The sequence below is a fragment of the Stenotrophomonas sp. RIT-551 genome (genome assembly GCF_026241915.1).
GTDB lineage: Bacteria > Pseudomonadota > Gammaproteobacteria > Xanthomonadales > Xanthomonadaceae > Stenotrophomonas > Stenotrophomonas bentonitica_A.
In genome coordinates this window covers 211,911-230,972 of record NZ_JAPJIU010000001.1, presented here as the reverse complement: position 1 = coordinate 230,972, position 19,062 = coordinate 211,911, and the positions used below count along the sequence as shown (strand labels likewise).

Genomic DNA, 19,062 nt, shown 5'->3' with positions numbered 1-19,062 from the left:
CTACGGCTGCTAGCGTCAGCGCTGTCGGCCGTCCCGCCTGTCTGCTCCGGAGCCTCTCATGATCCGCCTGCTTCCCCTGCTGCTGTGCCTGTCCCTGCCCGGTGTGGCGCTGGCCCAGTCTGCCGCAGGCGCCACCGGCCCGCAGTCCTCCACCGGGCTGGACCTGAGCATCCCCGACGCCCCGCTGCAGTACCTGAGCGACCAGTCCCTGCGCGGCGATCCGCCGGGCACGTTCTACGGCGACCGCACCGGCCGGCGTTCCACCGACCGGGCCGCCAACGGCATCGCCCACGTGACCGACGACAAACTGCGGGTCAACGGCAGCGTCACCACCGGCATCGGCTACGCGAAGAATTTCGGCAACACCCATTACAACGCCGCCGAGCTCAACCTGAGCAAGAACTACACGTCCGACGAAGGCAACACGCGCAACGTCAACGTCAACATCCGGGTGAGCGAAGGCAAGGGCCCGGGCTTCTTCGGCCCGTACGGCTATGACGGTTTCGATGGCTACGGCGGCTACGGCCGTGGGCCCGCCTACTGGGATTACCCGGCGCGCTGGTAAGCGCTGCAGCGGTGGGACACTCACGCGGACGGCCGGGGCAACCCGGCCGTTCGTGCATCCGTGCGCCGTGACGCGGCGGGATCAGTCCCACCAGCCATCGCGCTTGCTGGCCAGTACGCGGCCATCGTGACCGCTCATGCGTACTTCCACGCGCTGGTTGCGGGCATTGCGTGCATCCAGCGTCCAGGTGGCGCCATCGCGCTCGAGCGACTCGATCTGCGTCAGCCCGGCCTTGCCGGCCAGCGCCAGGATCTGCCCGGCATCCAGCAGCGCGCGGCCATCGCGCGGGTCGAAGATCTCACCCTTGGTGTCATCGATGATCACTTCATCGACGGTGCCGTCCTTGCGGGTCACATCCGCCTCCCACACGCCATCATCGTGCTCCAGTTCGTGCACCTGGGTGTAGCCGGCCGCGCTGAGCTTGGCCTGCACCTGGGCGGCGGACAGGTTGGCGGCGAAGGCCGGGGTGGCGAACAGGGCGGCGGCCAGGGCGGTAGCGGCAATCATCGTCTTCATGGGAATCCTTGAGGGGGCGCCGGTCCATTCCGGCACCGCCAGTCTGGCCACCGCGCCTAACCGGACCATGAGGGGCACTGTTAGATACTGTTTAGACATCCCCGGTATACCGGTGGCCTGCCCTTTGCCTGTGTGCCCGCATGTCCGCCCTGTCCCTGATGCTGCCCCTGCTGCTGACCCTCGCCCCGCAGGACCCGATGCGGGTCCTCGACGGTGGCAGCCGCCAGCAGGACAGCGTGCGCCAAGCGGTGCGCCAGGGTCGCTTCGTGCCGCTGGAGCAGGTGGTCGCCGACGCGCTGCGTCGCTACCCCGGCAAGTTGATCGAGGTGGAACTGGATGACGGGAAGTACGAGATCGAGATCCTTGGCCCGGATGGCGTGGTGATGGAGTTGGATTACGATGCCGCCACCGGCCGCCTGCTGAAGATGGAAAAAGACTGATGCGCGTGCTGCTCGCCGAAGATGACGCCCTGCTCGCCAGCCGATTGCAGACGCTGCTGGAAGAGGCCGGCTATGTGGTCATCCACAGTGCGGAGGGCCGGGATGCCGAGTACCAGGGCCAGATCGAAGACATCGCCGCGGCCGTGGTCGATCTGGGCCTGCCGGGCCTGGACGGGCTGAGCGTGATCGAGCGCTGGCGCCAGGCGGGCCGGGACTTCCCGGTGCTGGTACTGACCGCCCGCGCCCGCTGGCACGACAAACTGGCCGGCTTCGATGCCGGCGCCGATGATTATCTGACCAAGCCGTTCCAGCCCGAAGAGCTGCTGCTGCGCCTGCGCGCCCTGATCCGCCGCAGCGCCGGTCATGCGCATCCGCGCCTGCAGTGCGGCCCACTGGTGCTGGACGTCAATGCCGGCCGCTTCGAACTGGACGGTGCACCGCTGGCGCTCAGCGCGCAGGAGCACCGCATCCTCAGTTACTTCATGCATCACCCCGATACCGTACTGAGCCGCGCGCGGCTGGGCGAGAACGTCTACGAGGACGGCTTCGATCCGGACTCCAACACGCTGGACGTGCTGATCGGGCGGATCCGCCGCAAGCTGGGCAGCGCGTTGATCCACACCCACCGCGGGCAGGGCTTCCGCCTCTCGGCGATGCCATGACCACCGGCTCGCTGCGCACCCGCCTGCTGGTGGCCGGTGGCCTGGGTCTGGTCCTGGTCTCCGCGCTGGCCACCTGGTGGCTCGGCGCGATGTTCGAGCGCTCGGCACGCACCGCGATGGACGAGCGCCTGGGCAACGACCTGATCGCAGTGCTGGCACTGGCCGAGAGCGATGCCAACGGCCAGCTGCACTGGCGCGACACCCTGGCCGACGAGCGCTACCGGCGCGTGTTCTCCGGCGACTACTGGCAGGTGCTGGACGCGCAGGGCCGCCCGCTTGGGCAATCGCGCTCGCTGTGGGATGACGCGCTGGCCGCCCCGACCGCGCTGCACCCGGGGCCGGCGCAGGCCTTCGATGCCACCGGCCCGTTGAAGCAATCACTGCGCGTGCTGGCCCAGCAGGTGACCCTGCCGCGCGCCGCCACACCGGTGATCGTCATGGTCGCCACCGACCGCAGCCAGCTGGATGCCCAGGTTGCCAGTTTCCGGCAGCGCACCGCACTGGCCCTGGCCGTGCTGATCGCACTGTGGTTCGCCGTACTGGTCACCCAGGTGCATTACGGGCTGCGGCCGCTGGCCGAACTGGGCCGCATCGCCGCGCAGGTCCGCAACGGCGAGAACGTGCGCTTCCCGCAGCAGGGCCTGGTCAAGGAAGTCGCGCCGCTGGCCGGCCAGCTCAACGCGCTGCTCGATCACCACCAGCGCATGGTGGTGCGCGCCCGCCGCAGCGCCGAAGACCTCGCGCATGCGCTGAAGACACCGCTGACCGTGCTCATCACCGAAGCCGAGGGGGATGGCAGCGACTGGCGCCAGACCCTGCGCAGCGAGACCGCGCGCATGCAGGCCAGCATCGATCGTTACCTCGCTGCAGGCCTGGGCGCGGACAGCCAGCAGCGCACGCCGGTGGCGCCGGTGGTGAGCGCGCTGTGCGGGCTGATGCAGCGCGTGCATGCCGCGCGCGGGCTGCGTTTCACGTGCGACAGCGAGGATGCCGCCGTGTTCGCCGGTGCGCGCGAGGATCTGGAAGAGATGCTCGGCAACCTGCTCGACAATGCCGGCAAGTGGGCCGCGCAGGCGGTGCGGGTGGACGTGGCACGGGACAGCACGCAGCTACGCATCACCGTGGCCGATGATGGCCCGGGACTTCCGCCAGCGCAGCTGGAGCGCGTGCTGGAGCGCGGCGTGCGGCTGGATGAGCGCGCGTCGGGCAGCGGGCTGGGATTGTCGATCGTGGCCGACATCGCCGAGAGCTACGGTGGCACGCTGGTCCTGGCCAATGCAGCGCCGGGGTTGCAGGCGACGTTGACGTTGCCGGCGGGCGGAGCAGCCACCCGGTAGAGCCGACCGTTGGTCGGCTGCTTTTCGCGAACACCCCAACGCGCCCAGGTGCGCGCAAGCTTGCCAGCATTAGAGCACCTGCTACGAACACCGGTCGGAGTCGGGCGCGTGGCGACGCGTTCTTCTCCACGGCGCCCCCCCTGCCTGTCATGCGCGCATCCACCAACAATCAATGGCATCCAGCACGATGTGGATGATCAGCCCGATCCCGAACAGGCGCGTCTTCTTCGGTACGCACAGCCCCGCATACACCGCGATCGCCGGGGCGGTGTGCAGTGGATGGAACCCGATGCTGCAGCGGTTCGGGGCGTAGATCGGATCGGCCAGCAGGTGGTCCAGATCGATGATCCAGCCCAGCAGCATCAGCACCCAGGCGGACAGGAAGCGCTTGCGCCAGAACATCCACGCCAGCAGCGCGGGGACGGCCGCATGCAGGAACAGATGAAAGATCGCGCGCGCGCTCATGCCGGTGTCGGGTGCCTTGGAAAGACCGCCGGGCAATGCCCGGCGTTATGGACAGCCGGGTGCGGCCCGTAGGCCGTCACCCGTCAACGCTGGCTTACGTCAGCGGCTCGTCGGACAGGTAGGTGTAGCCGGTCAGGCCGGCCTCCAGTGCCTCGGACAGTTCCTGCGCGCGCTCGGGCGAGAGCTTCGCCGCCGCCACGCGCTCGGCATAGCTCGCCCGCAGATCGGCCAGGCTGTAGCCCACGTAGTCGAGCATCACATCGGTGGTGTCACCGCGGCGCTGCTGGGTGATCGCATAGCCATCGGCATCGGCCAGCACTTCCACCGCATCCGTGTCGCCGAACAGATTGTGGATGTCACCCAGGATTTCCTGGTACGCGCCCACCATGAAGAACGCGATGCGGTAGCTTTCGCCCGACTTCAGCGCATGCAGCGGCAGCGAGGTATCCAGGCTTTCGTTCTCGACATAGGTTTTCACCATGCCGTCCGAATCGCAGGTCATGTCCGCGATGATGCCGCGGCGCTCGGGCTGCTCGTTCAGGCGCTCGATCGGCACGATCGGGAACACCTGGTCGATCGCCCACGCATCGGGAATCGACTCGAACACGCTGAAGTTGACGAAGTACTTGTCGACCAGGCGTTCGTTCAACTCGTCCAGCGCCGGGCGATGGCTCTTCTCGTCATAGCTCAGGCGCGCACGCACGGCGTGGGCGATGGCGTAGAACAGGTCGTCGATGCGGGCGCGCTGCGGCAGGTCGATCTGGCCCAGCGCATAGCTGGCAAGGCCTTCGGCATGGAAGTGCTGCGCTTCCTGGAACAGCTCCACCGCCGGACGCTCATCGAGCTCGGCATGGATCTCGCGCAGGTGGCGGATCGCCGCCGGCTCGTCGTCGTGCTGGTCCGGCACGCGGCCTTCCTGCGCCTCTTCCACTTCGGAAACGTTGGCGATCAGCACCGCGTGGTGCGCAGTCATCGCGCGGCCGCACTCGGTGACGATGCGCGGCGGGGTCAGGCCATGTTCTTCGCAGGCATTGGCCAGCGGCTGCACGATGTTGCTGGCGTAGGAGTTCAGGCCGTAGTTGATCGAGCAGAAGCTGCGCGAGCGGGTGCCTTCGTAATCCACGCCCAGGCCACCGCCGACGTCCACGTGGGTGATCTTCGCGCCCAGGCGCGACAGTTCCACGAAATAGCGGGTGGCTTCGCGCATGCCGTTGGCGATGTCGCGCACGTTGGAGATCTGCGAGCCCATGTGGAAGTGCAGCAGGCTCAGGCAGTCGGCATATTCGGTATCGCGCAGCGATTTCCACAGGTCCAGCAGCTGGCGCGGCGAGAGGCCGAACTTGGCCTTGTCGCCGCCGCTGTTCTGCCACTTGCCCGCGCCCAGCGAGGCCAGGCGCATGCGCACGCCGAGGCCCGGCTTCACGTCCAGCGCCTTGGATTCCTCCAGCACCAGCTTCAGCTCGGACGGCTTCTCGATGACGATGAAGGTCTGCAGGCCCAGCTTGCGGCCGATCAGGGCCAGGCGGATGTACTCGCGGTCTTTGTAGCCGTTGCAGACGATCAGACCACCCGGGCGCGACAGCGCCAGCACGGCCATCAGCTCGGGCTTGCTGCCCGCTTCCAGGCCGAAGCCCTCGCCGTGGTGGCTGGCCAGGGTGCCGGCCACGCCACGGTGCTGGTTGACCTTGATCGGGTACACGGCGGTGTAGCCGCCCGGGTACTCCCAATCGGCCTGGGCCTGCGCGAACGCGGCCTGCAGCTTGCCCAGGCGCTGGCCCAGGATGTCCGGGAAGCGCACCAGCAGCGGCAGCTTGGCGCCGGCCTCGCGGGCAGCGTCCACGATCTTGGGCAAGGACACCACCGGGCCGTCCTGGCCAGTCGGTCTCACCACCATGTGTCCTGCCTGATCCACGTCGAAGTAACCATCCGCCCAATGCGGAATCGAGTAGGTCTTGCGGGCTTGGTCGAGGGACCAATCGGTCATTTCAGTGGGCCTGGTTGGTAAAAAAGGGGGTGCATGATAACGCCTATGTGGCGACAGCTCCGTTATCATGCGCGCCCGCGCCCGTGCTCAGGCTTGAAACCTGAACGGGCCAACCCGTCCGGACGTGGCTTGCGCCACGCGGCACCGCCGCCAGCCCGGCTCCACCACCCTTCCGAACAGGACTGCTTCTCCATGACTGACAACAACAACTGGTACATCGAACACTTCGAGCGCACCGGCTCGGCCATCGGCTACCGCCTGACCGGCAAGCTGGATGAAGTGCAGTCGCCGTTCCAGAAGATCGAGATCTTCGCGACCACCGACTGGGGCAACCTGATGACCATCGATGGCGCCATCATGTTGACCAGCAAGGACAACTTCTTCTATCACGAGATGATCAGCCACCCGGTGCTGTTCACCCACGCCGCGCCCAAGCGCGTGGTGATCATCGGCGGCGGCGACTGCGGCACCCTGCGCGAAGTGCTCAAGCACACCGGCGTGGAGAGCGTGACCCAGTGCGACATCGATGAGCAGGTCACCGTGATGGCCCGCAAGCACTTCCCGGAGCTGTGCGATTCCAATGACGACCCGCGCGCCGAGCTGATGTTCGACGACGGCGTGGCCTACATGGCCAACTGCCCGGCCGGCAGCGTGGACGTGGTGATCGTGGATTCGACCGATCCGGTCGGCCCCGGCGAAGGCCTGTTCAACAAGGCGTTCTACGAGAGCTGCTTCAAGGCCCTGAAGGACGACGGCATCCTGGTGCAGCAGTCCGAGTCGCCGCTGATGCAGCTGGACCTGATCAACGAAATGCGCACCGAGATGGGCAAGGCCGGCTTCGGTTCGTTCAAGACCCTGCCGTTCCCGCAGCCGTGCTACCCGACCGGCTGGTGGAGCGTCACCCTGGCCCGCAAGGGCGAGAGCAGCTTCGACTTCCGCCAGGCCGATTCGGCTGGCAAGGCGTTCGAGACGCTGTACTACACCGCCGCGCTGCACACCGGCGTGCTGGTGACGCCGCCGTTCGTGGCGGCGGCCCTGAAGGGCTGACCGGAGGCGTGCCGACCCACGGTCGGCACCTACCGGGAGGTGATGCGGCAACAAAAAACCCGCGCTGGCAGCAGCGCGGGTTTTTTGTTATTCAGATCGCCCAGATACCCGCAATCACCGCCACCACCAGGCCCCACTTGATCACCTGGTAGGCCACCACGCTGCGCTCGCGCAGCGCCTTGGCCTTCAGGCGCACCTTGTAGACGCTGCCGAAGGCCTTGTTGACGCCACCGGTCGGGTCACCCGGCAGGTTCGGCGAGGCACCACCAGCCAGCAGCGTGGAGGCCACCGCGCGGTTGAACAGGCCCGGCAGGCCGAAGCGCAGCGGGCGGGCGATATCGCAGAACAGGATCACCCGGTCATCCGGCGTCTCGTTGTGCGCGTGGTGGATGTAGGTCTCGTCGAACATCATCCACTCGCCATCGCGCCAGCTCTTCTTGATGCCATCCACTTCGATGTAGCAGGCGTCATCGTTCGGCGTGGCCAGGCCCAGGTGCAGGCGCAGCGAGCCGGCGAAGGGATCGCGGTGCGGGCGCAGTTCGCTGCCCGAGGGCAGCTGGGCGAACATCGCCGCGCGCACGTCCGGCAGTGATTCCAGCAGCGCGGTGGTCTTCGGGCACAGCGCCTTGGCCGAGGGGTGCGAGGGGCCGTACCACTTCAGGTAGAAGCGCTTCCAGCCGCGGCGGAAGAACGAATTGAAGCCCGCATCGTTGAACGTGCTGGAGGCAGCGATCTTGTCGGCATCGCGCAGGGCCAGCGCTTCGTCGCGGATCATCTGCCAGTTCTGGCGCAACGGCTCGAGCTGCGGGAATTCCTTGCCCGGGTCCAGGAAGGGCGTGGTCGGCACCTTCGAGAACGCATACATGATCACGTTGATCGGGGCCATGAAGCTGGAGTGGTCCAGCAGCTGGCGCGACCAGCGCGCGCGCACCTTGCCGCGGTAATGGATGTACAGCACGCAGGCGATGAACAGCCCTGCCAGCACGATCTTGATCATCAGTCTTCCTCCGGCACAGCCGGACCCGAAATGGTGGGGGCGATGCACGGAAGTGACCGGCACCGATACGGCGGCAGAGGGCGGGGACGTGCCGGAGAGGGGCGGCCGCCGATGTCGCGAACAACAGCATATGGTCCGCAGCGCCTGCGTCGCGGTCAAGCGCGGGCTGGGCGATGTTCAGCGCCGGGTGACCCATGGAACCGCCTGCTGCGTTGGACGCACGGCAGCGTTGCCTGCCCCGCACTCCCCGGTGATCGCCAGCAACCCGCTGATATAGAACGAAATTATTCTAAACGATACAAGATTGTCCGCTTCAGCGTGACGAACTGTTCCACGCCGGGCGACGACATTTCTCCGACATCATCTGGATTCGTGTACTGGCGAGTACTAAAATTAACGAAATCTTTAGTTCCCCACCATAAGCAGCACCGGTACGCCTGACGCATTGCGCCGACCGCCGGGTCGCACAGACCCCTATGAACACAATCGTTGCCTCGTGTGTCGATGACACCGCCCCCGCCGAGCTGCTCAAGCGCGGCGAACGCCTCCTGGAACCCGACGTCTACCGGACCTGCCTCAACGGGCAGCCGGCCGTGGTCAAGGATTACACCCGTTACCGCGGCACCCCGCTGTCGCCGATCGCGCGCCTGCTGGTCCGCCGCGAAGCGCGCATCCTGCAGCGCCTGAGTGGCTGGAAGCATGCGCCGGCCCTGCTTGGCACCATCGGTGGCCTCGCCCTGGGCATGGAATTCATTCCCGGCCAGACCCTCAGCGCCGCCCAGTCGGTCGGCATCGAGGTCTTCGAGCAGCTGCAGTACGCGCTCACCCGCCTGCATGCCGCCGGCATCACCCACAACGATCTGCATGGCACCAACGTGATGGTCAGCGGGGGCGTGCCGGTGCTGGTGGACTTCACCTCGGCCTGGCGCAGCCCGCGCTGGCTGCCGGTGCACCCGGTCTCGCGCCAGCTGCGCCGCAGCGACATGAAGAACCTGCTGAAGATGCGCCAGCGCCTGACCGGCGAGCGCCCCAGCGCCTCCGAGGCCGCCCAGGTGGCCGACCCGCGCTGGGTGGCCGGCGTACGCGTAGCCTGGAAGCGCTTCTACCGCTGGTTCAAGGGCCACGCCTGACCGCGCGCGCCCATGCGCCCATGGGCAAGCCGGCGTGCGTTACAGCGCGTCGGCGTCCAGTTCACCGGTGCGGATGCGCACCACGCTGCCCAGGTCGTACACGAACACCTTGCCATCGCCGATCTTGCCGGTGCCGGCGGCCTTGACGATGGCTTCCACCACCTCCTCGACCTGGCTGTCGGTGACGGCCACCTCGATCTTCACCTTGGGCAGGAAATCGACCACGTATTCCGCCCCGCGATAGAGCTCGGTGTGGCCTTTCTGCCGCCCGAAGCCCTTGACCTCGGTGACCGTGATCCCGGTGACGCCGCGCTCGGCCAGCGCTTCGCGCACGTCGTCGAGCTTGAACGGCTTGACCACCGCCATGACCATCTTCATCCGTCTGCACTCCTGTCTCTCAGGCTGCGAGGATAACGCCTGTCCGCCGGTGAACGCGATGCGCGCGGTCAGTGCCCCCGGCAGCGTGGCGGCTTATCCTTGGCGCATACCCCGCGGAGCCGCACCATGATCGACCTCAACCACCTCGATGACCTCGCCCGCCGCCTGAGCGACATGGTCCCCCCGGGCCTGCGCCAGTCGCGCGAAGAACTGCAGGCCACCTTCAAGACCGCGCTGCAGGCCGGGCTGGGCAAGCTGGACCTGGTGACCCGCGAGGAATTCGACGTGCAGCGCGCCGTGCTGCTGCGCACCCGCGAGAAGCTGGAGGCGCTGGAGAAGGCGGTGGCCGAGCTGGAAGCGCGTGGATCGGCTGCGCCGCGCGAGTAAGCCGGGCTTGCGCTGACGCGCGTCAGGCATCCTGCAGCACGAACCGCTCGATCGCCAGCGCCACGCCGTCCTCGGCGTTGGTCGCCGTCTCGAAGCGTGCGGTCTGCTTGACCGCCGGAATCGCGTTGCCCATGGCGACGCTGGTCCCGGCGAACTGCAGCATGGTCAGGTCGTTCTCCTGATCGCCCACGGCCATCACGTTGGCCCGGTCCACGCCCAGATGGGCGGCCAGCTTCTCCAGGCTTGGCCCCTTCCCTGCCCGGTGGTCGAACACCTCGAGGAAGAACGGCGCGCTCTTGAGCACCGCGAAGCGGTCGGTCAGTTCCGAGGGCAGGCGTTGGATCGCGGCATCCAGCACGGCGGGTTCGTCGATCATCATCAGTTTGATGAACTGCATGGCCGGGTCCATCTCCTCGACCCGGCGATACGACAGTGGCACGTTCGACAGGTGCGAATCGGCCACGGTGTAGTGGCTGATGTCCTGGTTGGGCGTGTACATGCGCCGGCCATCGAGCGCCTGGAAGTGGATGCCCAGCTCGCGCGAAATCCGCTCGCAGAAGATGAAATCATCGAAGCTCAGCGGAAACTCGACCACGCGCTGGCCGCTGCCGATGTTCTGCACCAGCGCGCCGTTGCAGGCGATGCAGTAATCCTGCTCGCCCTGGATACCCAGCTGCTGCAGGAACGGCGCCATGCCAGACACCGGGCGACCGCTGGCCAGCACCACCTGCACGCCCTGCGCGCGGGCGCGGGCGATGGCCTGCATGACCCGGGGCGTGAGCGTGTGTGCGGGATCGAGCAGGGTCCCGTCCATGTCGATGGCGACCAGTTCGATGGGACCGGAGCGGTGGTGCATATCCATGGTGTTCGACGGCGTGGTGCGTGGGGGCATCCAGTCTAGCGGCAGTACCGGATACGGTGGCGGTGCTTGCCTACCCCGTGGCGCGGCAAGCGCTGATGGATGGGGCTATCCATGTGCTGCCATTGTGTTCGGCATGCCGCAGACCCCGGAAACAACCGCATGAGCCTCGCGCTGGTGCACAGCCGTGCCCGCGCCGGTGTAAAAGCCCCCGCCGTGCGCATCGAGGTATTCCTGTCCGGCGGGTTGCCGCACACCCAGATCGTCGGGCTGCCCGCTGCCGCCGTGCGGGAATCGCGCGACCGCGTGCGCGCCGCGCTGATCTGCGCGCGGTTCGAGTTTCCGCAGCGGCGGATCACCATCAACCTGGCCCCGGCCGATCTGCCCAAGGAGGGTGGCCGATTCGATCTGGCGATCGCGCTCGGCATCCTCGCCGCCAGTGGCCAGATCGATGCGCAATCCCTGAACAAGTACGAATTCCTGGGCGAACTGGCCCTCACCGGCGAGCTGCGCGGTGTCGACGGTGTCCTGCCTGCCGCGATCGCAGCCGCCGGGGACGGCCGGAGCCTGATCGTAGCTGCCGCCAACAGTGAAGAGGCGGCGTTGGCCCAACATGCCGACGTACGCATCGCCCAGACGCTGCTGGAAGTCTGCAGCGCCCTTGAAAGCGGCACGCTGCCACCGGCTGTGGCCGCCGCCACGGTGCCGGTCAGCATTCCCGACCTGCGCGATGTGCGCGGGCAGCTGCAGGCGCGCCGGGCGCTGGAAGTCGCGGCGGCCGGCGGGCACCACCTGCTGCTGCTCGGCACGCCGGGCTGCGGCAAGACGCTGCTCGCGTCGCGTCTGCCCGGCATCCTGCCCGCGGCCAGCGAGCTCGAGGCCCTGGAAGCGGCGACCATTGCCTCATGCAGCGGCCAGGGCATTGATGCGGGGCGCTGGCGGCAGCGGCCCTATAGAGCGCCGCACCATACCGCCAGCGCGGTGGCGCTGATCGGCGGCGGCTCGCATCCCAGGCCAGGCGAGATCTCGCTGGCACACAACGGGGTGTTGTTCCTGGACGAACTCCCGGAGTGGAGCCGGCACGCGCTCGAGGTCATGCGCGAGCCGATCGAATCCGGGGTCGCCGTGGTCAGCCGCGCGGCAAGGACGGAGCGCTTTCCCGCGCGGTTCCAGCTGGTTGCGGCGATGAACCCCTGCCCTTGCGGCTGGGCGGGGGATCGCAGTGGCCGCTGTCTCTGCAGCGAAGAGGTCATCCAGCGTTACCGGGGGCGGGTTTCCGGGCCCTTGATGGACCGCATCGACCTGCATGTGGAAGTGCCGCGGCTGGACCCGCGCGAGCTGCGCGATGACGCGCCGCTGGGCGAAGACAGCGCGAGTGTTCGCGCCCGGGTGGTGGCCGCGCGGGACGTGCAGCTGCTGCGCAGTGGGAAGGCCAACGCCCAACTACTGCCGTTCGAGCTGAGCGCGCATTGCCGGTTGTCGCGGGAGGATCAGCAGCTCCTGGAGGATGCCGTGGAGCGACTGCAGCTGTCAGCACGCTCCATGCATCGCATCCTGCGGGTGGCGCGGACGTTGGCGGATCTGGGGCATGCCCAGAACATCGAGACCGCGCATGTGGCGGAGGCGATCGGGTATCGGCAGTTGGATCGAGGTGGCGGTGGCGGTGGGTGAGACGACGCTCAGTGATTCCCGGAACGCCGCCTCAGTAGGCCCGTTCCGGCCCCACCGGCACGATCCCCGACGGATTGAGATGCCGATGGCTTCGGTAGTAGTGATGCTTGATGTGCTGGAAATTCACCGTATCCGCCACCTCGGGAATCGCCATCATCCGCGCCACGAACGCATGCAGGCCGGCGAAGTCGGCAATGCGCCGCACGTTGCACTTGAAGTGCACGTAGTACACCGGATCAAAGCGGATCAACGTAGTGAACAGACGGATATCGGCTTCGGTGATGGCATCGCCCACCAGCCACTCGCGTTGCTGAAGGCGCTCGTCCAACCAGGTGAGCGTCTCGAACAACGGCCCAACCGCCTCCTCGTACGCCTGCTGCGTTGACGCAAAGCCCGCTTTGTACACACCGTTGTTGACGGTCGCGTACACACGCTCGTTCACCTGATCGATCTCGGCACGCAGCGCAACCGGGTAGAAGTCACCGGCCTTCGCACCCAGTTGGTCATAGGCGGTGTTGAACATGCGGATGATGTCCGCCGATTCATTGCTGACGATCCTCCCGCGCTCGCGATCCCACAGCACTGGCACGGTCACCTTGCCGGTCATTCCCGGCTTGGCGGCCGCGTACAGTTCATGCAGATAGCGCGCACCGCGTTCAGGCTCCGGCGTCACCTGCGGGCCGGGCTCAAACGTCCAGCCCTGATCACCCATGTGCCAGTTGACCACCGAGACCGGCACCAGATCCTGCAGGCCTTTCAGCGCACGGACGATCAACGTCCGGTGGGCCCATGGGCAGGCGAGACTCACATACAGGCGGAACTGCCCAGGCGCCGCGTTGACGCCAGGCTCGCCATTCGGGCCAGCACTGCCGTCGGCGCTCAGCCAATCGCGGAACGTGGATTCCTCGCGCTTGAAATGACCGTCCTCATCGGCGGCACCCGCCGTGCCTTCCTGCCATGTTCCATCGACCAGCATGCCCATCGCGGGAGTACTCCTCTGATAGTGGTGTGTGGTGAGCCGGTGATGCATCTCGGCGTCTGGAACAACGTTGTAGCAAATGCGCCTGCATTGCCTGGTGATGGGCGCATGCAATCGGCATGTGCTTCATCGCGTTCATCGCAGAGGCACACGCATCTGCGGCAGAATGTCGACGTATCTACGCGAGGCCTCCCGAACCATGCGCATCCATCAGATCGATCTCCCTGTGTCCGATGTCGCCGCCACCGTGGCGTACTTCCGCGATGAACTTCAGCTGCCGGTCGAGGGCTCAGCCGTGCGCATCGGCTGGAGCACCCTGCAGCTGCAACCCGCAGGATCGAACCCGGTCGGCGGTGTGCACCTGGCGTTCAACGTGCCCGCCAATCGCTTCGAGGCGGCCACCGACTGGCTCAAAGCACGCGCCCCCCTGCAGCGCGATCAGAAAGGCCATGACCACTTCACCTTCGATGGCCGCTGGGATTCCGAATCGATCTATTTCACCGGGCCGGATGGCCTGATCCTGGAATTGATCGCGCGGCGACGCTTGCCTGCGGGCGAGTGCCAGGGCGGGTTCCACGGCAGCGAGATGACCTGCATCAGCGAGGTCGGCCTGCCCGCTGAACACGTCGGTGAAGTGCAGGCAAACGCACAGAACGCCTTCGGGCTGGCGCCGCTGTCACAGCCCACGCCGCACTTCGCACCACTCGGCGATGACGAAGGCCTGTTGATCGTGGTCGATGCCACGCGCCGCTGGTTCCCCGAGCAGAAGGTGCTGCCGAATGCGCGCGGCATCCGCGTGGTGCTGCATGACGTGGTACCGGGCGCGATGGTCGAAGACGCAGCACTGGGCTGGCACCTGCGCTCGGCCTGAGCAGGCCCGGACGAACGAAGCCCCGCCGGAGCGGGGCTTCAGTTCACACAACAGCCGGCTGGGTTCACTCTTCCTCGTCCTGCTGGCCGCCCTGCTGCTGGTTCTGGTTGCGCTGCTGCTGTTCCTGTTGCTGTTGCTGCTGCTGGCCGCGACCACCTTCCTGCTGCTCACCGCGCTGATTCGGGTTCTGCTGGTTCTGCTGAGCCATCTCGATTCTCCGGTTGCCGCAAACGGAATGTCGCGGTCCGGGCCATCCTCTGCAGCGCGAGGTTAACGACGTGTGGGGGTTTGTAGACGAATTCGTCAACGTCTCCACGCCAACGTTTTCAACGAGTGCAGACCCCATGTCGCAGTAAGCGTTGACCCGCATATGAACGGTTCGAATTCCCTTATTCCGCTTCCCACAGAATGCCTCGTCGTGCGACTGAACAGGGCATCGCTGAGCCAACGTCTGCAGATGACGCGCAGATGACGATCACGGCATCACCGGCGGCACGTAGGTCAGCGTCATGCCCAGCAGCCACAGCAGGCCGAGCACCAGCGGGATGTGCACCAGCAGCTGGATGAAGGTGAAGCCGACGATGTCGCGCGCCTTCAGGCCGAGCACGCCCAGCAGCGGCAGCATCCAGAACGGGTTGATCAGGTTCGGCAGCGCCTCGGCCGCGTTGTAGACCTGTACTGCCCACCCCAGATGGGCCTTCAGTTCGTTGGCCGCCTGCATCACGTACGGCGCTTCGATGATCCACTTGCCGCCGCCGGAGGGGACGAAGAAGCCGAGCACGGCCGAGTACACGCCCATCACCAGCGCGAAGGTGTCGGTGGTGGCGATATGCACGAACAGGGTGGAGAGCCGATGCGCGAGCGTCTCATCGCCACTGCCGGTGGCGTGGGTAAGGATCATCGCGATGCCGCCATACAGCGGGAACTGGATCAGCACGCCGGTGGTGCTGGGGACGGCCTTGGCCACGGCGTTGAGGAAGCTGCGCGGGCGCCAGTGCAGCAGCAGACCAAGCGAGATGAACAGGAAGTTGTAGGTGTTGAGGTTGGCGATGGCGGTCACCACCGGCTTGCTGGCGAACTCGCCGAACAGCCAGCCGAACGCGAGCAGCGAGAGCAGCACGGTGAGCAGCGGGCTGTACTCGAGCCACTCGCCGGGGCGGGTGCGCGGCGGCAGCGGCTCGGCTTCGGCGCGGGCGGCGCCTTCGAAGTCCTTGGCGGTGCGTGCGGAGGCGGCGCCGGGGGCGGTCAGCCAGGCAATCAGCAGCGAGACCAGGATCAGCGCGGCGGTCAGCGCGATCGACTGCCACAGGAAGATGGTTTCGGTGAAGGGCAGCACGCCGGTGATCTCGACCAGGCCGGGCGGCATGCTGGCCGGGTTGGCCTGCAGCTGCGCGGCCGAGGAGCTCAGGCCCATCGCCCAGACCGCGCCGAGGCCGAGGTACGCCGAGGCGCCGGCGGCGCGGTAGTCCATGTGGAGTGCTTCGCGGCGGGCCAGCGCGCGGACCAGCAGGCCGCCGAACACCAGCGAAAAGCCCCAGCTGAGCAGCGAGGCGAGCATGCTGATCAGACCGACGTAGACCACCGCGCCACGGCCGGTCCTGGGGACGCGGGCCAGCAGATCGATGAAACGCGCGACGATCGGCGCGGTAGCGACGGCGTAGCCGCCGATGACCACGAAGGCCATCTGCATGGTGAAGGGGATCAGGCTCCAGAAGCCCTCGCCGAATGCCGTGGCGGTGGCCTGCGGGGTGGCGCCGAAGCCCATCGCGGCGGCGGCGACGATGACCACGCCGAGCACCGCGAACACGTACGCATCAGGGAACCACTTTTCCGCCCAGGCGGCCGAGCGCAAGGCCGCGCGCGCCATCCAGCCGTCCTGTACCACCGTCGACGTGTTCATTGCCCCGCCCTCCCCGATCATTCGATGGGAGGGATTCTGGGCGCTGGCCACGGCGCTGTCAGTCGCCTAATGGTCGTAGTGCGCGTTACCGGTAGCACCCGACCGTTGGTCGGGTGGACCGCTCAGCGCAGTGCCAGCGACACCGCGATGCCAGCGAACAGCGCCGCCCCGACCCAGTTGTTGTGCAGGAAGGCCTTGAAGCACGGGTCACGCTCGCGCTTGCGGGCGATCCAGAACTCGTAGGCGATCAGCCCGGCGGCCACGCCGACGCCCAGGCCGTAATAGAACCCCAGCCCGGCGCGCAGACCGACCAGCGCCATCGCGCCCAGGAACAGCGCATAGAGGATGCCCTGGATGACCAGGTCCAGATCGCCGAACAGGATCGCGGTGGAGTGCGAGCCCATTTTCAGGTCGTCATCGCGGTCGACCATGGCGTACCAGGTGTCATACGCGGTGGACCACAGGATGTTGGCGCCGTACAGCAGCCAGCCGATCACCGGCACCTCGCCCTGCACCGCGGCGAAGGCCATCGGGATGCCCCAGCCGAAGGCCATGCCCAGGTACACCTGCGGCAGGTGGGTGTAGCGCTTCAGGTAGGGGTAGCTGGCGGCCAGGAAGACGCCGATGAAGCTCATGCCGATGGTGAGCCAGTTCAGGGTCAACACCAGCGCGAAGGCGACGATCATCAGCCCGGCGAACAGGGCCAGCGCCTCGCGGCCGGAGACGGCGCCGCTGGCCAGCGGGCGGTCCTTGGTGCGCTTGACGTGCGGGTCCAGCCAGCGGTCGGCGTAATCGTTGATCACGCAGCCGGCCGAGCGGGTCAGCCAGACGCCGGCGGTGAACACGAACAGCGTCCACAGCGGGGGCAGCCCGCCGGAGGCCAGCCACAGCGCCCACCAGGTGGGCCAGAGCAGCAGCAGGGTGCCGATCGGGCGGTCGGCGCGCATCAACTTCCAGTAGTGCCGCCAGCGCGACGGGGGCGCCGCCTCGGGCGCTTCAAAACGTTCGTAAGCCATCGGTAAAGGATACCGCCTGGGCTGGCCGGGCGCGCCGTCGCCCGGTGCATCGATGCAGGGGGCAGACCTGCGCGGCGTTTACGGATAGAATGCTCCTCCCGCGCCGCTTCGGCGGTCCGTGGCCCCATCAGGCGGCCCGGCGGGATGCAGGATACAACGCGCTCGTAGCTCAGCCGGATAGAGTAGTGGCTTCCGAAGCCATTGGTCGGGGGTTCGAATCCCTCCGGGCGCACCATCTGAACGTCTTACACCGTCTTATGAAGGCCGAATTTTCCTTTCGAATCGAGGATGTCGGCCTTTTTTGTGCCTGTTAGCGTCCCTGCTGAAATGCCGGCGCGACCCACGTGAGTTCGTGCGCCAGCTGGCCGCAGGCGGTGTGGAGATGCCTGCCCATCGCAACACGATGCAGCGGCTGCTGGCCTACATCATTCAGGAGCGCATCGACGCCCGCGCCCGCAATGTAGCCGTGCCGAGCTGGCATGTCAGCAGCTACGTGCTGCCCAGTGGCGAGAGCTACGACAGCAGTGAAGAACTGCTGGTCTATCAGCACAGCGGCGGTCTGCAGCACCACTACGCCGCCGTGGGCTCGCTGGCCGACTGGCGGTGCGAGGTGGGCAGCCGGTGCCGGGGCAATTCCCGGCTGGTGCTGGCAGTGGCCACGATGTTCGCCGGGCCGCTGCTGCGGTTCACCGGAGCCACCGGCGGGGGCTTCCACATCGTCGGCGGTAGCAGCAGTGGTAAGACCACCGCGCTGCGCGTTGCTGCCAGCGTCGTGGGTCCGCCCGAACACGCACGCGAATGGCGCAGCACGGCTAACGGGCTGGAAGGCGTGGCGGTGCTGCACAACGATGCCACGCTGATTCTGGACGAGCTGGCGCAGATCGACCCCAAGCAGGCCGGTGATGCCGCCTATCTGCTTGCCAACGGCAATGGCAAGAGCCGGGCCAACCGGGCGGGCGATGCCAAGGCCACAGCACGCTGGCGGGTGATGCTCCTGTCGGCCGGCGAGGTCGGCTTGGCACAACACATGGCCGAAGTCGGCAAGCAGGCCCGTGCCGGGCAGTCAGTGCGTCCGGCTGACGTGCCGGCCGAGGCAGAAGCCGGTCATGGCGTCTTTGAGCGCCTGCACGATGCCAACGATGGGGCGGGCTTGTCGGCAATCCTCAAGGATGCCGCCGCACGCACCTACGGCGCGCCGTGGCCGCTGTGGCTGGAGTACCTGACCCACACCAACAGCCCGGTCCTCACCGCGCAGCTACGCGAGTCCACCGACCGCTTTCTGGCCACCCACGTTCCCGAAGATGCGTCAGGAGAGGTGCGCCGGGTCGCTGAGCGCTTTGCCATCGTCGCCTTTGCCGGGGAGTTGGCCAGCAGTTGCCGCCACAAGCTCACCGGCTGGCCCAAGGGTGAGGCCACCTCTAGCGTAGCCGTGTGCTTCCAAGCTTGGCTGAGACGCCGTGGCGGCTCGGGCAGCGCCGATACCGATGCCCTGCTGTCGCGTATCCGCGCCTTCTTTGAGGCGCATGGGGAAAGCCGCCTCGAAGCATACCGTGCACCACAAGCAGGACTGCCGGTGCGCGATCGAGCTGGGTTCAAGCGATTCGATGAGGTGGGCGTCACCGAGTACATGGTGCTTCCTGAAGCGTTCAACCGGGAGCTATGCGCAGGCTTCGACGCACGGCTGGCGGCGCGCGCGTTGGTGGACGCCGGGTGGCTCAAACCGGGCACCGACGGCCGGGCGTCCACAGTCGTGCGTATCCCCGGCCTGGGCGCAGTCCGTCTGTTCGTATTTGACTCGCGCAAGGTCCACGACAGCCTGCTTTAACCCAACAACAACACCCAGCAGCCAGCACAGTGC

General features: G+C 67.0%; 20 protein-coding genes and 1 tRNA gene. 11 read left to right on the top strand and 10 right to left on the bottom strand.

Annotated elements, in window-relative coordinates; translation table 11 throughout:
• Positions 1-58: 58 nt before the first annotated feature.
• Entirely contained in the window at positions 59-565 is a 507-nt protein-coding gene (locus ORK51_RS00960) for a hypothetical protein (protein ID WP_266083506.1), read from the top strand.
• Positions 566-646: 81 nt separating this feature from the next.
• On the opposite strand, the gene ORK51_RS00955 is transcribed toward ORK51_RS00960, so the two are convergent.
• Positions 647-1,081: a PepSY domain-containing protein gene (locus ORK51_RS00955; RefSeq protein WP_070426134.1), complete on the bottom strand. Its 435-nt coding sequence runs from the start codon at positions 1,079-1,081 to the stop codon at positions 647-649.
• A gap of 140 nt (positions 1,082-1,221) precedes the next feature.
• Between ORK51_RS00955 and ORK51_RS00950 the strand changes: the two genes are divergently transcribed.
• From ORK51_RS00950 to ORK51_RS00940, 3 genes are read left to right on the top strand one after another with little or no spacing between them, the layout of a single operon-like run.
• A complete protein-coding gene (locus ORK51_RS00950) occupies positions 1,222-1,521 on the top strand; it encodes a PepSY domain-containing protein (RefSeq protein ID WP_123729932.1) in 300 nt (99 codons plus the stop codon).
• Positions 1,521-2,183 carry a response regulator transcription factor gene (locus ORK51_RS00945; protein ID WP_266083501.1) on the top strand — a complete coding sequence of 221 codons (663 nt, stop codon included), beginning with the start codon at positions 1,521-1,523 and terminating at the stop codon, positions 2,181-2,183. The genes ORK51_RS00950 and ORK51_RS00945 overlap by 1 nt, the downstream gene beginning before the upstream one ends.
• Positions 2,180-3,520, top strand: a complete 1,341-nt coding sequence (locus ORK51_RS00940) for a sensor histidine kinase (protein WP_266083499.1) — start codon at positions 2,180-2,182, stop codon at positions 3,518-3,520. The genes ORK51_RS00945 and ORK51_RS00940 overlap by 4 nt, the downstream gene beginning before the upstream one ends.
• A 147-nt stretch (positions 3,521-3,667) precedes the next feature.
• Here ORK51_RS00940 and ORK51_RS00935 read toward each other — a convergent pair whose 3' ends face one another.
• Together ORK51_RS00935 and speA are read right to left on the bottom strand one after the other, a co-directional pair.
• Complete coding sequence (locus ORK51_RS00935) at positions 3,668-3,985, bottom strand: DUF6122 family protein (RefSeq protein WP_070426137.1); 318 nt, start codon at positions 3,983-3,985, stop codon at positions 3,668-3,670.
• Between the two features lie 94 nt (positions 3,986-4,079).
• Positions 4,080-5,969, bottom strand: a complete 1,890-nt coding sequence (gene speA / locus ORK51_RS00930) for an arginine decarboxylase (protein ID WP_070426138.1) — start codon at positions 5,967-5,969, stop codon at positions 4,080-4,082.
• A gap of 192 nt (positions 5,970-6,161) precedes the next feature.
• Between speA and speE the strand changes: the two genes are divergently transcribed.
• A complete protein-coding gene (speE, locus tag ORK51_RS00925; RefSeq protein WP_266083496.1) occupies positions 6,162-7,016 on the top strand; it encodes a polyamine aminopropyltransferase in 855 nt (284 codons plus the stop codon).
• 91 nt (positions 7,017-7,107) lie between these two features.
• On the opposite strand, the gene ORK51_RS00920 is transcribed toward speE, so the two are convergent.
• The gene (locus ORK51_RS00920) at positions 7,108-8,013 is read right to left on the bottom strand and encodes an aspartyl/asparaginyl beta-hydroxylase domain-containing protein (protein WP_026070109.1); all 906 of its coding nucleotides are present in this window, start codon (positions 8,011-8,013) and stop codon (positions 7,108-7,110) included.
• Positions 8,014-8,489: 476 nt separating this feature from the next.
• Between ORK51_RS00920 and ORK51_RS00915 the strand changes: the two genes are divergently transcribed.
• A complete protein-coding gene (locus ORK51_RS00915; RefSeq protein ID WP_070426140.1) occupies positions 8,490-9,143 on the top strand; it encodes an RIO1 family regulatory kinase/ATPase domain-containing protein in 654 nt (217 codons plus the stop codon).
• Between the two features lie 39 nt (positions 9,144-9,182).
• Here the strand turns inward: ORK51_RS00915 and ORK51_RS00910 are convergent, their stop codons facing one another.
• The gene (locus tag ORK51_RS00910; protein ID WP_019185257.1) at positions 9,183-9,521 is read right to left on the bottom strand and encodes a P-II family nitrogen regulator; all 339 of its coding nucleotides are present in this window, start codon (positions 9,519-9,521) and stop codon (positions 9,183-9,185) included.
• Positions 9,522-9,647: 126 nt separating this feature from the next.
• Between ORK51_RS00910 and ubiK the strand changes: the two genes are divergently transcribed.
• Positions 9,648-9,908 carry a ubiquinone biosynthesis accessory factor UbiK gene (gene ubiK / locus ORK51_RS00905; protein WP_266083490.1) on the top strand — a complete coding sequence of 87 codons (261 nt, stop codon included), beginning with the start codon at positions 9,648-9,650 and terminating at the stop codon, positions 9,906-9,908.
• Positions 9,909-9,930: 22 nt separating this feature from the next.
• Here ubiK and yidA read toward each other — a convergent pair whose 3' ends face one another.
• Positions 9,931-10,770 carry a sugar-phosphatase gene (gene yidA / locus ORK51_RS00900; RefSeq protein WP_070426141.1) on the bottom strand — a complete coding sequence of 280 codons (840 nt, stop codon included), beginning with the start codon at positions 10,768-10,770 and terminating at the stop codon, positions 9,931-9,933.
• A gap of 159 nt (positions 10,771-10,929) precedes the next feature.
• On the opposite strand from yidA, the gene ORK51_RS00895 reads away from it, so the two are divergent.
• Positions 10,930-12,438: a YifB family Mg chelatase-like AAA ATPase gene (locus ORK51_RS00895; protein WP_266083488.1), complete on the top strand. Its 1,509-nt coding sequence runs from the start codon at positions 10,930-10,932 to the stop codon at positions 12,436-12,438.
• Positions 12,439-12,469: 31 nt separating this feature from the next.
• On the opposite strand, the gene ORK51_RS00890 is transcribed toward ORK51_RS00895, so the two are convergent.
• Positions 12,470-13,420, bottom strand: a complete 951-nt coding sequence (locus tag ORK51_RS00890; protein ID WP_266083486.1) for a glutathione S-transferase family protein — start codon at positions 13,418-13,420, stop codon at positions 12,470-12,472.
• Between the two features lie 196 nt (positions 13,421-13,616).
• Here ORK51_RS00890 and ORK51_RS00885 point away from each other — a divergent pair, with 196 nt between their 5' ends.
• The gene (locus ORK51_RS00885) at positions 13,617-14,288 is read left to right on the top strand and encodes a VOC family protein (protein ID WP_266083841.1); all 672 of its coding nucleotides are present in this window, start codon (positions 13,617-13,619) and stop codon (positions 14,286-14,288) included.
• Positions 14,289-14,352: 64 nt separating this feature from the next.
• Here the strand turns inward: ORK51_RS00885 and ORK51_RS00880 are convergent, their stop codons facing one another.
• The 3 genes from ORK51_RS00880 to ubiA all read right to left on the bottom strand — a co-directional run bounded on the left by ORK51_RS00880 (position 14,353) and on the right by ubiA (position 17,204).
• Positions 14,353-14,496, bottom strand: coding sequence for a hypothetical protein (locus ORK51_RS00880; RefSeq protein ID WP_019185247.1), 144 nt, complete (start codon positions 14,494-14,496; stop codon positions 14,353-14,355).
• A gap of 267 nt (positions 14,497-14,763) precedes the next feature.
• The gene (locus tag ORK51_RS00875) at positions 14,764-16,155 is read right to left on the bottom strand and encodes a short-chain fatty acid transporter (protein WP_421680904.1); all 1,392 of its coding nucleotides are present in this window, start codon (positions 16,153-16,155) and stop codon (positions 14,764-14,766) included.
• A gap of 155 nt (positions 16,156-16,310) precedes the next feature.
• Complete coding sequence (gene ubiA, locus ORK51_RS00870; protein WP_266083482.1) at positions 16,311-17,204, bottom strand: 4-hydroxybenzoate octaprenyltransferase; 894 nt, start codon at positions 17,202-17,204, stop codon at positions 16,311-16,313.
• Positions 17,205-17,362: 158 nt separating this feature from the next.
• Here ubiA and ORK51_RS00865 point away from each other — a divergent pair.
• Together ORK51_RS00865 and ORK51_RS00860 are read left to right on the top strand one after the other, a co-directional pair.
• A tRNA-Arg gene (locus tag ORK51_RS00865) sits at positions 17,363-17,439 on the top strand.
• Between the two features lie 117 nt (positions 17,440-17,556).
• Positions 17,557-19,029, top strand: coding sequence for a DUF927 domain-containing protein (locus ORK51_RS00860; RefSeq protein WP_266083480.1), 1,473 nt, complete (start codon positions 17,557-17,559; stop codon positions 19,027-19,029).
• The last annotated feature ends 33 nt before the right edge of the window (positions 19,030-19,062 follow it).